The organism is Bradyrhizobium sp. MV1.5 (assembly GCF_055807615.1).
On the sequence record NZ_JBVVPL010000022.1, the window covers coordinates 79571 to 92079 of the forward strand.

Genomic DNA, 12509 nt, shown 5'->3' on the forward strand with positions numbered 1-12509 from the left:
GCGGCGGCCGCCCCCATTGGTGATTTCTGCTTGGGGGGGGCGGGGGCGGGGTGTCTGCTTCTGTGGCCAAAAACACACCATCACCACCATCATCGGCCCGAACGGCGCCGGCAAGACCACGCTGCTCTCCGCCATCATCGGCATCTTGCCGCTGAAGGGGCGCGTTTCATTCGCAGGTCAGGACCTGTCGCGGCTCGACATCGAGGACCGCGTTGCCATGGGGCTTGGCCTCGTTCCCGAGCACCGCGAATTGTTCGTGACCATGAATGTCGAGGACAATCTCGAGTTAGGGGCCTTCCGCATCGAGAGAAGCAAGGCGAAAACCTCGATGGAGCGGGTCTACACGCTGTTTCCGCGGCTCAAGGAGCGGCGCAAGCAACTCGCCGGCACGCTCTCCGGCGGCGAGCAGCAGATGCTCGCAATGGGCCGCGCACTGATGGGCGATCCCAAGCTCCTGATGCTGGACGAGCCGAGCCTCGGCCTCGCCCCGATCATCGTCGCCGACATTTTCCGCATCGTCACCGAACTGCGCGCCGCCGGCGTCTCCGTGCTGCTGGTCGAGCAGAACGCCCAGGCCGCGCTCAAGATCGCGGATCAGGCCTACGTCATGGAGCTCGGGGAGTTCGTGCTCAGCGGCAAGGCCAGCGACATCGCGGCGAACGAGCGCGTCGCCGCCAGCTATCTCGGCTTCCAGCACGAAGCCGCGAACGGGTTGTAACGTCGCCGCGAACTCGCCTTCCTTCTCCCCTTTCGGGAGAAGGTGGCGCGAAGCACCGGATGGGTTCTCTCCGCTAATGACGACGTGGGACCATCGGCTGCGGAGAGAGACCCCTCACCCGTCTCGTCGCTCCGCGACGAGCCACCCTCTCCCGCAAGGGGAGAGGGTGCACCGCGCCAGCCGCTCTAGCTTTCACTGGATGGTGACTTCGTCTCCCCCTTCAGCGCCGCGACCTCCGCTTCCAGCTCCGCGATTTTCGCATCCCTTGCCGCCAGCGCCGCCGCAACATCCGACGCGTCGAACTTCTGCGGGATGTGCTGCGGGCAGTTCGTGTCCCACGCTTCGATCTTGAACAGGATCACCTGCTCGGGCCGGGCGCGATAGCCTTTCGGCATCAGCGATGTCGTCAGCGCCTCGTCGTCCTCGACCACCCGCGCCTCGCCCCAGATCTTCACTCGACGGCGATGGGCGTAGTCCATCACGAAGATGTAGGCCTTGGGATTTTCGGACAGGTTTCCCTGCGTGATGTATTGCCGATTGCCGGCGTAGTCCGTGAAAGCCAGCGTCTGCTTGTCCAGCACCCTCAAGAAGCCCTTCGGGCCGCCGCGATGCTGGATGTAGGGCTGGCCGTCGGCCGAGGCGGTGGCGAGATAAAAGCTGTTGGCGTCGGCCAGAAACGCCGCGAGGTTCTCATCAACCTCGGTGCGCCAGCCGCGCTGCTCGGCATGCGCATAGCCTTCGCGTGATCCCTTTCGGGTCTGGATCGACTTAACCGCCGGCGTGAATGCCACGTCGCTGGCGTAGGTGTGAGTTGCCGTCATCGGAGCATCTCCTGAAATCCCGGCGCATCCCTGCGTCTTCGCCATCTAAAATGGACTTTTCACCGGCTAAAACAATCAGGCCGCTTGACACTTCATCATTGCGGTATATGCAACAATGTCATGGACCGCCTTGAAGCCATGCATGTTTTCGTCACCGTCGCCGACCTGCGCGGCTTCGCACCGGCGGCACGAAAGCTGCGGCTGTCCCCCTCCGCGGTGACGCGGCTGATCGCGGCGCTGGAGGAGCATCTCGGCGCGCGGCTGTTGCAGCGAACCACCCGGCAGGTGGGGCTGACCGACGTGGGCACGCGCTATCTTGAGCGTGCGCGTCGCATCCTCGCCGATGTCGAGGAGGCCGACGGCTCTGCACGGGAGGAGCGCAACCGGCCGAGCGGGCGGCTGGTGGTGTCGGCGCCGGTCGGCTTCGGCCGGCTCCATGTCGGGCCTGTCATGATCGCCTACCTCAAGCGCTATCCCGAGGTCGCCTGCGAATTGCGGCTGTCGGACAACATGGTCAATCTCGTGGAAGATGCCGTCGACGTCGCGGTGCGGATCGGCCATCTCTCCGACTCCTCCCTCGTCGCGCGCCAGGTCGGCGAGATGCGGCGGATCGTGGTGGCGACGCCAGGCTATCTCAAGCGGCATGGCGAGCCGAAAACGCCGGAGGCATTGCTTACGCACGAGACCATCGCGTTCGGTGCATCTGCGAACTGGCGGTTCGTGCAGGACGGCCGCGATATCGAGGTGGCGCCGAATCCACGGTTCGCCAGCAACAGCGCCGACGCCGCCCTGCAATATGCCGAGGCCGGCGGCGGCCTGACCCGGGTGCTGGCCTATCAGGCCGCCGAAGGCTTGCGGCGCGGGAGGCTCAAGATCGTGCTGGCGAACTACGAGCAGCCGGCGCTGCCGATCCACATCGTTTACCCGACCTCGCGCCTGCTCTCCGCCAAGGTGCGCGCCTTCGTCGATCTCGTGGTCGAGACCGCGGAGTGGAGGTTTGGGTAGATCTCGTGTCCCGGACGCGCGCAGCGCGAGCCGGGACCCAGTTCTTTGCGCGTGGATGAATGGGCCCCGGCTCTGCAGCGCAACGCAAGAGCGCTGCGCTGCGTCCGGGGCACGGAGACGTCACCCCTTCTTCGGCACGACGCGAAAGGTGCCGCTGGCGCGGGCGATCACGGCGTCGTCGGCCTTCGCGAGGCACTGCGCGAAGCAGATGGTGCTACCGGTCTTGATCGCCTCGCCCTCGACCGCGAGCCATTGGCCGATCTCGCCGGCGCCGACATAATCGACCGACAGCGAGATCGTGACCAACGAGGTGGTCCAGCCTGTCGCCTGCGCGCAGCTGTAGCCCATGGCGGCATCGGCCAGCGCCGCGATCAGGCCGCCATGGATCAGCCCGCGCGCGTTGGTGTGCGGCTTTGCCAGCCGCAATCCCACGGTGACGCCGTTGTCGGTCTTCCTGGAGTAAAGCGGCTCCCAGGGGTCGGTGAGCGGGGCTTTGCGGAAATGCGGCTCGAAGCCGAGCGGAATGTCGGTGCTGGTCATGTCTGTCTCGCGTTGGTGGCGGCCGCCATTGAACGCGAGGGACGTGACGGTTGCATCACCTACAAAGTTTTAAACGACATTTGCGCGGGCGTTTGAAATGGTCGCCCCCCTGTCATTGCGAGGAGCTCGCGACAAAATTGCAAAGCAATTTTGCGCTGATGCGACGAAGCAATCCAGACTGCCTCCTCGGAGGGACACTGGATTGCTTCGCTACGCTCGCAATGACGGGAGTATGCGGTACCAGCCGCGCCTCTAAAACGGCAACCCCACGTAATTCTCCGATAGCGACGTCATCGCGGCCTGCGACTGCGTGACGTAATCGAGTTCCGCGAGCTGGATGCGCGCGCCGATCGTGCCGGTGTCGGGGAATTTGTGCAGCATCGAGGTCATCCACCAGGAGAAGCGCACGGCCTTCCAGACCCGCGCCAGTGCCTTCGCCGAATAGCCATCAATTCCGGCGCTGGATTTTTCATCGTAGAACTCGCGGAACGCACTCGACAGATAATGCGCGTCGCTCGCGGCCAGGTTCAGCCCCTTGGCGCCGGTCGGCGGCACGATATGGGCGGCGTCGCCGCACAGGAACAACTTGCCGAAACGCATCGGCTCGGCGACGAAGCTGCGCAGCGGCGCAATGCTCTTCTCGATCGAGGGACCCGTGACGAGGCTGTCCGCGGCGTCCTGATCGAGCCGGCGCTTGAGCTCGTCCCAGAAACGGTCGTCCGGCCATTGGTCAACATGGTCGTCGAGCGCGCATTGCACATAGTAACGGCTGCGTCTGGTCGAGCGCATGGTGCACAGCGCAAAGCCGCGGGCGTGGTTCGAATAGATCAGCTCGTGGCTGACCGGCGGCGTCTCCGAGAGGATGCCGAGCCAGCCGAACGGGTAGATGCGCTCGAACTCCTCGATCGCCGAAGCCGGAACGCTGGCGCGGCTCACGCCGTGAAAGCCGTCGCAGCCGGCGATGAAATCGCAATCGATGGTGTGGGTGACGCCATCCTTCACGTAGGTTACGCGCGGGTGACTGCCGTCGAAATCATGCGGCTGCACGTCCCTGGCCTCGTAGACCGAGGTGAGGCCGGCGGCCGTGCGCGCATTCATCAGATCCAGCGTGACCTCGGTCTGGCCGTAGATCATGACCGTCTTGCCGGTCGCAGCCTTCATGTCGATGCGGTGCCGGCGCCCCGAGAAGGCGAGCTCGATCCCTTCATGCACCAGCCCTTCGGCATGCGCCCGTGCGCCGGCGCCGATCTGGTCGAGCAGCGCAACGGTTCCCTCCTCCAGCAGCCCGGCACGGATGCGGCCGAGCACATAATCCGGGCTCTGCCGCTCCAGAATGACATTGTCGATGCCGTATCGGTGCAGCAGTTGCCCAAGCAACAATCCAGCCGGCCCTGCCCCGATGATTGCGACTTTTGTCCGCAATACTTGCTCCTCCCGATCCTGTAGGCTTTCGTCGCGGCTCGCTTGTCGCAGCCGTCCGCGCACGATAATTATATCATATAACGGTTGGGCAAAAGGGAGTGCGCGGCGGCACGCCGCGCCAGTTCCGGCTTGAACGCGCCGGCCAATTAGATAACATGTTAATTAACGAGACCGGGCCATCGAAGCCCGCCGTCAAAAGAGGGAGAGACGCGTGATGAGGAAAGCCTGTCTGGCGTTGCTGCTGGCAGCAAGTGTGAGCCCTGCGTTCGCGCAGGATAAGACCTTCGATTTGAAGATCTCGCACTGGGTGCCGGCCTCGCATCCGCTGCAGAAATCGCTCGAGGATTGGGCAGCCGCGGTCGAGAAGGATTCCGGCGGCACCATCAAGGGCAAGGTGTTCCCGGCCCAGCAGATGGGCAAGGCCTTCGACCATTACGATATGGCGCGCGACGGCATCGCCGACGTCACCTACGTCAATCCCGGCTACCAGCCCGGCCGTTTCCCGATCATCGGCGCCGGCGAGCTGCCGTTCCTGATCTCGGACGCCAAGGGCGGCTCGATGGGGCTGGATGCCTGGTATCGCAAATACGCCGAGAAGGAGATGAAGGACGTCAAGTACTGCCTCGCCTTCGTCCACTCGCCCTCCTCCTTCCATTCCAAGACCAAGAAGATCGTGATGCCGGAGGACGTGAAGGGGCTGAAGATCCGCCCCGCCCACGCCACCATGGCGAATTTCGTCACCTCGCTCGGCGGCACCAATGTGCAGTCCTCCGCGCCCGAAGTGCGCGACATCATCGAGCGCGGCGTCGCCGACGGCGTCACCTTTCCCTGGGGCTCGCTGGTGCTGTTCGGCATCGACAAGGTGACCAAATACGACATGGAGGCGCCGCTCTACACCACGACCTTCGTGTTCGTCATGAACAAGGACAAGTACAATGCGATGTCCGACAAGCAGAAGGCGGCGATCGACAAGAATTGCACGGTCGAGATGGCAGGCGTGGTCGGCGAGCACTGGGGCAAGTTCGAGGATGCCGGCATCGACAAGGTCAAGGCGGAGACCAGCCACGAGGTCTACAAGCTGACGCCCGAGCAGACCGCCGCCTGGAAGAAGGCCGCCGAGCCGCTGGTGAAGACCTGGTCCGACGGCGCGAAGAAGGCCGGCGCGGATCCGGACGCGGCGCTTAGCGAGCTGAAGGCCTCGCTGAAGAAATACAACGCGCTGGCGGAGTAGCTCCGCGTCGAAACACATGCGGCGGCGGGATGCATCTCGCCGCCGTTGTTCTGCAAGCGGGTCGAGACGGAGGAGCGCATCGCGCGTTCCCTCCCTCTCCCGTCTGAGGATGGCATCTCTTTGGAAGCTCCCATGAAGCGCAGCTGGATGGATCGCGTTATCGATTCGATCGAATGGATCGCCGCGGCTTTCGTCGGCATCGTCGCGCTCGACATCTTCCTGTCGGTGCTGCTGCGCAACACGCTGAACTATTCGATCCCCGATAGTTTCGACATCGGCCGCATGCTGCTCGGCATCCTCATCTTCTGGGGCATCGCCGCAACCTCCTATCGCGGCACCCACATCACGGTCGATCTGGTCTGGGGCAATGTCGGGCCGCGCTACCAGCGCTGGATCGACGTGTTCGCGACACTGGTGCTGCTGTTCGTCGTGACGGTGCAGACCTGGACGCTGTTCGACAAGGTGCGCGGCACCTACAACGACAACGTCCAGACCTTCGACATGCACATGCCGACCTGGCCGTTCTTCGCGATCGCCTGGATCGGCGACGTCTCGGCCGTGCTGCTGATCGCGATCCGCACCTACCGGTTGATCTTCCATCCCGAAGAGATGCACGACCCCAAGCTGAAGGCGACGGAGTAATCATGAGCACCGATGCCGTCGCCGTTATCGGCTTTGTTTCCCTGTTCGCCCTGATGCTGCTGCGCGTGCCCGTCGGCATGGCCATGGGCCTCGTCGGCGTCTCCGGCTTCTCCTATCTCGTCGGCGCCACGCCGGCGCTGAAGCTGGTCGGCCAGACCTCGATGCGCACGGTGACCGACTACACCTTCGGCGTCATTCCGATGTTTCTGTTGATGGGCTCCTTCGTCAGCAATTCCGGCATGAGCCGTGAGCTGTTCCGCGCCGCCAACGGCTTCGTCGGCCATTTGCGCGGCGGGCTCGGCATCGCCACCGTCGGCGCCTGCGGCGGGTTTGCCGCGATCTGCGGCTCCTCGGTCGCGACCGCCGCGACCTTCTCAGCGGTCGCGTACCCCGAGATGCGCCGTTTCGGCTATCCGCAATCGTTTGCCACCGGCGTGATCGCGGCCGGCGGCACGCTGGGCGCGATGCTGCCGCCGTCCACCGTGCTCGCCGTCTACGGCATCATCACCGAGCAGGACATCGGCAAGCTGTTCATCGCCGGCATCATCCCGGGCATCCTGGCGATGACCATGTACATGATCACGATCTTCCTGATCGGCTATTTCCGGCCGGACTTCCTGCCCAAGGGCAAGGTGCTGCCGTGGCGCGAGCGCTTCGCCGGTCTGAAGGACATCTGGGCGCCGGTGCTGCTGTTCGTGTTCGTGATCGGCGGCCTTTACGGCCTGCCCTATCTGCCGCGCTTCACGCCGACGGAAGCGGGCGGCGTCGGCGCTGCCGGCGCCTTCATCATCGGCGTGGCGACCGGCCGCCTCGACCGCGAGAAGATTCTGGCCTCGCTGCTCCAGGCGACGCGCACGGCGGCGGCCGTGTTCACCGTGCTGATCGGCGCACTGATCTTCGGCTATTTCCTCACGGTGACGCAGACCCCGCAGAAGGTGACGGAATTCCTCACCGGCCTCGGTCTCGGCCCCTACGGCGTGCTGGCGCTGATCATGGTGATGTATCTCGTGCTCGGCTGCCTGATGGACGCCATGGCGATGATCATTCTCACCGTGCCGATCATCTTCCCCGTGATCATGCATCTCGGTTTCGACCCGATCTGGTTCGGCGTCATCATCGTCATGACGGTCGAGCTCGGACTGATCCATCCGCCGGTGGGCATGAACGTCTTCGTCATCAAGAGCGTGGTGAAGGACGTCTCCTTCTCCACCATCTTCAAGGGCGTGATTCCGTTCGTGGCGACAGACCTCGTGCGCCTGGTGATCCTGATCGCCTTCCCGCTGCTGGCGACGTGGCTGCCGACGCGGATGATGGCGCATTGATGAGGTGAAGCGATGACCATACCCGTACTGGAAACCAAATACGTCTTCACCGTTACCGCACGCATCGGCGACGTCGTCACCGCCGGCGAGACCGGCATCGGCATTCGCCGCATCATCCCGATCATCGGCGGCGAGGTGACGGGCGCGATCACCGGCCGCGTGCTGCCGTTCGGTGCCGACTTCCAGACCATCCGCCCGAATGAGCTGATCGATCTCGAAGCGAAGTACGCGTTCGAAACCGACGACGGCGCCGTCGTCTATGTCGAGAACAAGGGCATGCGCTTCGGCCCGGTCGAGCTGTTGCAAAAGCTCAAGCGCGGCGAGCCGGTGGATCCCAAACTGATCTATTTCCGCACCGTGCCGAAATTCGAAACGGGGCACGAGAACTACCGCTGGCTGATGCAGCACATTTTTGTCGGTTCAGCAGCGCGGCATGCGGATCGCGTCGTGATCGACGTGCATCAGGTGATGTGAACGCGCGCCGCACCCAAGGACCGGCTAGTCCATTGACAGTACGGCATCTGTAGCGTATACGCTACAAATGCCAACGATCAAGAGAACCGACGAATTCTCTGACTGGCTTAGAAACCTGCGAGACCGGAGAGCGAAGGCGAAAATCCTCGCCCGGATCGAGCGGCTGGCGCTCGGCAATCCCGGAGACGTTGCTCCGGTCGGAGGCGGCATCAGCGAAATGAGAGTCCATGAGGGCGCCGGCTACCGGATCTATTACGTTGCCCCGAGGGCGAGGAGATCATTGTTCTCCTTTGCGGGGGCGATAAAGGCTCTCAGCCGGGGGACATAGCGTTGGCAAAGAAGATCGCGAGCGAATTGGAGGTCTGAGCAATGGCAAAAGTGAAATCATTTGATACTGCGGAGTACCTCGACAGCCCCGAGATGATTGCGGCCTATCTCACCGAAGCCTTCGAATCCGACGATCCGTCCGCAATAACGATGGCAATCGGCGCCGTAGCCCGCTCTCAGGGCATGGGCGCCATTGCCGAAAAGGCCGGTCTATCCCGTGAGAACTTGTATCGCTCGCTTGGCGGCGAGGCCAAACCCGAATTCGGCACTGTGATAAAAGTTCTCCACGCCATGGGTATCAATCTTGTGGCGCAACCCCAAAGCGGAACCAAGGCGGCGTAGCGGCCGGATAGCATCGGCGTCGGCGATATTCATCCCAATCTTGCGCATCGGCATTCGGGTACGGGCGCTGCACCCGGACTGTCGTCCCTTTTGCGGACTATGGATCGGCTTCCCCGCTGTCAGCCGTATTGACTCCCCCTGAATTCGTTATACAACATAACTATTCTGACAAGGACGCAAATGACACAGGGAAACGCCGAGACCGCTGACGCGGGCGCCTCCGGGCTATTGAAGATCGAGCGGGCGGATCGGGTTTTGACCGTCGGCCTCAATCGGCCGGCGAAGCGCAATGCACTCAACGACGGCATCATCCTGGAGATCGGCGAGTGTTTTGCGTCCCTGCCCGAGGATATCGGCGCGGTCGTCATCCATGGCATCGGCGACCATTTCTCCAGCGGTCTCGATCTCTCCGAACTGACCGACCATGACGCCACCGGCGGCCTTCTCCATTCCCAGATGTGGCACCGGGTGTTCGACCGCATCCAGTACAGCCGGGTGCCGGTGATCGCGGCGCTCAGAGGCGCCGTGATCGGCGGCGGGCTGGAGCTTGCCTGTGCGGCGCATATCCGTGTCGCCGAACCGTCGACCTATTTCGCGCTGCCGGAGGGGCAGCGCGGCATCTTCGTCGGTGGCGGCGGTTCGGTGCGCCTGCCGCGCCTGATCGGCGTCGCCAGGATGATGGACATGATGCTGACCGGCCGCGTCTATTCCGCGACCGAAGGCACCTCCTACGGCTTTGCGCAATATGTCACGGAAGCCGGCAACGGCCTCGGCAAGGCGATGGAGCTTGCGACCAAGGTCGCCTCCAACGCGCCGCTAACCAATTTCGCCGTGCTCCAGGCGCTCCCGATGATCGCGGAGGCCAATCCGCAGACCGGCCTGTTGATGGAATCGCTGATGGCGACGGTGGCGCAGAGCGACAAGGAAGCCAAGCGCAGGATTCGCGAGTTCCTCGAACACAAGACCGCAAAGGTGAAGCCGAAATCATGAGCGCGCAGCCGTCGTCCTCTTCCAGCATGGAGCGCGGCGCGAGCACTTCCCCGCTGCGGCCCATTTCATTCGGCGATCCCGTCGTGAATATCGAGCGGCGCGACGACGGCACGATTTACCTGCGGCCCAAACAGCCGCTCGGCGACTATCCGGCCCGCATCACCGACCGCCTGCATCACTGGGCGAGCGCGACGCCGGATCGCGTCTTCATGGCCGAGCGCGAAGGCGGCCGCTTCTGGCGCAAGATCAGCTACGCCGAGCTGCTCGCCGCGAGCCGGCACATCGCCTCAGGGCTCATTGCGCGCGGGTTGTCGGCGGAACGGCCGGTCGTCATCCTCTCCGGCAATTCGATCGACCACGCATTGCTGGCGTTCGGCGCGTTCTATGCCGGCGTTCCGTTCTGCCCGGTGTCGCCGGCCTATTCGCTGGTGTCGAAGGATTACGGCAAGCTCTCCTATTTGATGAAGCTGCTGACGCCCGGCCTCGTCTTCGCCGAGGACGCCGACAAATTCGCCGACGCGCTCGCGGTCAACGTCTCGCTCGGCACCGAGATCGCGGCGTCCTACGGCCGCGTGCCGGGCCGCGACGTCACCTTGCTCGCCGACCTCATGGCGACGCCGATCCGCGCCGATCTGGAGGAGATCCACGGCAAGATCGGCCCCGACACCATCGCGAAATTCCTGCTGACCTCGGGCTCGACCGGCAACCCCAAGGCGGTCATCAACACCCAGCGCATGATCTGCGCCAACCAGGTGATGCTGCGCGAGACGCTCGCCTTCCTCAAGGACGAGCCGCCGGTCATCATCGACTGGTTGCCCTGGAATCACACTTTTGGCGGCAACCACAATATCGGGCTGACGCTCTACAATGGCGGCTCGATGTATCTCGATGCCGGCAAGCCGGTGCCTGGAGGCATCGAGGAAACCGTACGCAATCTCCAGGAGATTTCGCCGACGGTTTATTTCAACGTGCCCAAGGGCTACGAGTCGCTGCTGCCTTATCTGCGCGACGACCAGGGCCTGCGCGCAAAATTCTTCGACCGGCTGCACGCGATGTTCTTCTCGGGCGCGGCGCTGTCTCCGTTCGTCTGGAACAGCCTCGACGAGCTCGCGGTGAAGGAAAAAGGCTACCGCGTGCCGATGCTGACCGGCTTGGGTGCAACCGAGACCGCGCCGTTCTTCATGTCCGTCAACCCGCGCACCAGCCGCTCCGGCCATGTCGGGCTTCCCGTATCCGGCAACGACGCCAAGCTGGTGCCGAACAACGGCAAGATGGAAGTTCGTTGCAAGGGGCCGAACGTGATGCCCGGCTACTGGCGCCAGCCCGACATCACCGCAAATTCGTTCGACGAAGAGGGCTTCTACAAGCTGGGCGATGCCCTCAAGCCCGTCGATCCCGATGATCTCAACGCCGGCTTCGATTTCGACGGCCGCATCGGTGAGGATTTCAAGCTCGGCAGCGGCACCTGGGTCAGCGTCGGCCCGTTGCGCGCGCGCTTCGTTGCGGCCTGCGCACCGCTGGTGCGCGACGTCGTCATCGCCGGCATCAACCGTGACGAGGTCTCCGCGCTCGTCGTGCTCGATCTCGACGGCTGCCGGCTGATCAACCCGACGCTGCCGACCGACGATCTCGTCGTCGCGACCCGCGACCGGCTGGTGCGCGAGGCATTTCGTGAACGGCTGACCCGCTTTCTCGGCGCGGCTACCGGCTCCTCGACGCGGATCACGCGCGCGATCCTCATGGACACGCCACTCTCGATCGACAAGGGCGAAGTCACCGACAAGGGCTCGATCAACCAGCGCGCGGTGCTCGAGCATCGCAGCCTGCTGATCGAGGAGCTCTACGCTGCCAATCCATCGGACCGTGTGATATCGGTCGGGTAAGAAAACTACAGGGAGAACGCCATGTTGTTGAAGGATCAGGCTGTCATCGTCACGGGCGGCGCGTCGGGACTGGGCGCGGCGACCGCGCGAAAGCTGGCGGCGCAGGGCGCCAAGGTCGCAGTGTTCGATCTCAATGCCAAGCTCGCGGAAACCGTGGCCGCCGAGATCAAGGGCGTCGCGGTGACCTGCGATGTTTCCGATGCGGCTTCCGCTGAGGCGGCGATCGCGCAGGCGACCAAGGCCCATGGACCCGCGCGCGTGCTGGTCAATTGCGCCGGCATCGGCGTTGCCAAGCGCGTCGTCGGCCGCGACGGCCCGATGGCGCTCGCCGATTTCGACAAGGTGATCAAGGTCAATTTGATCGGCACCTTCAATATGCTTCGCCTTGCCGCGAACGAGATGTCCAAACTCGAGCCGCAGGCAACCGGCGAGCGCGGCGTCATCATCAACACGGCGTCCGTTGCCGCTTATGACGGCCAGATCGGGCAATCGGCCTATTCGGCCTCGAAGGGCGGCATCGTCGGCATGACGCTGCCGATCGCGCGCGAGCTGGCGCAGTTCGGCGTCCGCGTGCTGACGATCGCGCCCGGCCTGTTCCTCACGCCGCTGCTGGCCAACCTGCCGCAGGAAGCCCAGGACTCACTCGCCGCCGCAATCCCGTTCCCGCGCCGGCTCGGCCACGCCGACGAGTTCGCGGCGCTCGCCCTGCACATGGTCGAGAATTCCTACCTGAACGGCGAAGTGGTGCGCCTCGACGGCTCGCTGCGCATGGCACCGAAATAGGGCGCGACA

13 protein-coding genes and 1 pseudogene are annotated in these 12509 nt (G+C 64.0%); 11 read left to right on the top strand and 3 right to left on the bottom strand.

The window, feature by feature from the left end; translation table 11 throughout:
- The first annotated feature begins 19 nt into the window (after nucleotides 1–19).
- Nucleotides 20–718 carry an ABC transporter ATP-binding protein gene (locus AC0L2J_RS21040; RefSeq protein ID WP_473393891.1) on the top strand — a complete coding sequence of 233 codons (699 nt, stop codon included), beginning with the start codon at nucleotides 20–22 and terminating at the stop codon, nucleotides 716–718.
- A gap of 185 nt (nucleotides 719–903) precedes the next feature.
- Here the strand turns inward: AC0L2J_RS21040 and AC0L2J_RS21045 are convergent, their stop codons facing one another.
- A complete protein-coding gene (locus AC0L2J_RS21045) occupies nucleotides 904–1539 on the bottom strand; it encodes a pyridoxamine 5'-phosphate oxidase family protein (RefSeq protein WP_063994648.1) in 636 nt (211 codons plus the stop codon).
- A gap of 120 nt (nucleotides 1540–1659) precedes the next feature.
- Between AC0L2J_RS21045 and AC0L2J_RS21050 the strand changes: the two genes are divergently transcribed.
- Nucleotides 1660–2544: a LysR family transcriptional regulator gene (locus AC0L2J_RS21050; RefSeq protein ID WP_007605294.1), complete on the top strand. Its 885-nt coding sequence runs from the start codon at nucleotides 1660–1662 to the stop codon at nucleotides 2542–2544.
- A gap of 120 nt (nucleotides 2545–2664) precedes the next feature.
- On the opposite strand, the gene AC0L2J_RS21055 is transcribed toward AC0L2J_RS21050, so the two are convergent.
- Together AC0L2J_RS21055 and pobA are read right to left on the bottom strand one after the other, a co-directional pair.
- Entirely contained in the window at nucleotides 2665–3084 is a 420-nt protein-coding gene (locus AC0L2J_RS21055) for a PaaI family thioesterase (RefSeq protein WP_063994646.1), read from the bottom strand.
- Between the two features lie 252 nt (nucleotides 3085–3336).
- Nucleotides 3337–4506 (bottom strand): 4-hydroxybenzoate 3-monooxygenase, encoded by a 1170-nt coding sequence (pobA, locus tag AC0L2J_RS21060; RefSeq protein ID WP_473393802.1) that lies wholly within the window; start codon nucleotides 4504–4506, stop codon nucleotides 3337–3339.
- A 214-nt stretch (nucleotides 4507–4720) separates the two neighbouring features.
- Here pobA and AC0L2J_RS21065 point away from each other — a divergent pair, with 214 nt between their 5' ends.
- The 9 genes and pseudogenes from AC0L2J_RS21065 (at nucleotide 4721) to AC0L2J_RS21105 (ending at nucleotide 12500) form a co-directional block, all read left to right on the top strand.
- The gene (locus tag AC0L2J_RS21065; protein WP_063994644.1) at nucleotides 4721–5737 is read left to right on the top strand and encodes a TRAP transporter substrate-binding protein; all 1017 of its coding nucleotides are present in this window, start codon (nucleotides 4721–4723) and stop codon (nucleotides 5735–5737) included.
- 132 nt (nucleotides 5738–5869) lie between these two features.
- Nucleotides 5870–6379 carry a TRAP transporter small permease gene (locus AC0L2J_RS21070; RefSeq protein WP_007605289.1) on the top strand — a complete coding sequence of 170 codons (510 nt, stop codon included), beginning with the start codon at nucleotides 5870–5872 and terminating at the stop codon, nucleotides 6377–6379.
- Nucleotides 6380–6381: 2 nt separating this feature from the next.
- Nucleotides 6382–7701 (top strand): TRAP transporter large permease, encoded by a 1320-nt coding sequence (locus AC0L2J_RS21075; protein ID WP_007599671.1) that lies wholly within the window; start codon nucleotides 6382–6384, stop codon nucleotides 7699–7701.
- A 12-nt stretch (nucleotides 7702–7713) separates the two neighbouring features.
- Complete coding sequence (locus AC0L2J_RS21080) at nucleotides 7714–8175, top strand: DUF3237 domain-containing protein (protein ID WP_473248221.1); 462 nt, start codon at nucleotides 7714–7716, stop codon at nucleotides 8173–8175.
- A gap of 67 nt (nucleotides 8176–8242) precedes the next feature.
- Nucleotides 8243–8541, top strand: a pseudogene (locus AC0L2J_RS21085) (type II toxin-antitoxin system RelE/ParE family toxin).
- 3 nt (nucleotides 8542–8544) lie between these two features.
- Complete coding sequence (locus AC0L2J_RS21090) at nucleotides 8545–8844, top strand: addiction module antidote protein (RefSeq protein ID WP_473393808.1); 300 nt, start codon at nucleotides 8545–8547, stop codon at nucleotides 8842–8844.
- Between the two features lie 180 nt (nucleotides 8845–9024).
- Complete coding sequence (locus AC0L2J_RS21095; protein ID WP_007605285.1) at nucleotides 9025–9834, top strand: crotonase/enoyl-CoA hydratase family protein; 810 nt, start codon at nucleotides 9025–9027, stop codon at nucleotides 9832–9834.
- Entirely contained in the window at nucleotides 9831–11717 is a 1887-nt protein-coding gene (locus AC0L2J_RS21100) for a feruloyl-CoA synthase (RefSeq protein WP_473393815.1), read from the top strand. Before AC0L2J_RS21095 ends, AC0L2J_RS21100 begins: the two co-directional genes overlap by 4 nt.
- A 21-nt stretch (nucleotides 11718–11738) precedes the next feature.
- Complete coding sequence (locus tag AC0L2J_RS21105; RefSeq protein ID WP_473393818.1) at nucleotides 11739–12500, top strand: SDR family NAD(P)-dependent oxidoreductase; 762 nt, start codon at nucleotides 11739–11741, stop codon at nucleotides 12498–12500.
- The last annotated feature ends 9 nt before the right edge of the window (nucleotides 12501–12509 follow it).

Excerpts from the sequence above, each read along its gene's own strand:
- AC0L2J_RS21045 (WP_063994648.1), bottom strand. The coding sequence starts at position 1,539 with ATGACGGCAACTCACACCTACGCCAGCGACGTGGCATTCACGCCGGCG.
- AC0L2J_RS21050 (WP_007605294.1), top strand. The coding sequence starts at position 1,660 with ATGGACCGCCTTGAAGCCATGCATGTTTTCGTCACCGTCGCCGACCTG.
- AC0L2J_RS21055 (WP_063994646.1), bottom strand. The coding sequence starts at position 3,084 with ATGACCAGCACCGACATTCCGCTCGGCTTCGAGCCGCATTTCCGCAAA.
- AC0L2J_RS21065 (WP_063994644.1), top strand. The coding sequence starts at position 4,721 with ATGAGGAAAGCCTGTCTGGCGTTGCTGCTGGCAGCAAGTGTGAGCCCT.
- AC0L2J_RS21070 (WP_007605289.1), top strand. The coding sequence starts at position 5,870 with ATGAAGCGCAGCTGGATGGATCGCGTTATCGATTCGATCGAATGGATC.
- AC0L2J_RS21075 (WP_007599671.1), top strand. The coding sequence starts at position 6,382 with ATGAGCACCGATGCCGTCGCCGTTATCGGCTTTGTTTCCCTGTTCGCC.
- AC0L2J_RS21080 (WP_473248221.1), top strand. The coding sequence starts at position 7,714 with ATGACCATACCCGTACTGGAAACCAAATACGTCTTCACCGTTACCGCA.
- AC0L2J_RS21090 (WP_473393808.1), top strand. The coding sequence starts at position 8,545 with ATGGCAAAAGTGAAATCATTTGATACTGCGGAGTACCTCGACAGCCCC.
- AC0L2J_RS21095 (WP_007605285.1), top strand. The coding sequence starts at position 9,025 with ATGACACAGGGAAACGCCGAGACCGCTGACGCGGGCGCCTCCGGGCTA.
- AC0L2J_RS21100 (WP_473393815.1), top strand. The coding sequence starts at position 9,831 with ATGAGCGCGCAGCCGTCGTCCTCTTCCAGCATGGAGCGCGGCGCGAGC.
- AC0L2J_RS21105 (WP_473393818.1), top strand. The coding sequence starts at position 11,739 with ATGTTGTTGAAGGATCAGGCTGTCATCGTCACGGGCGGCGCGTCGGGA.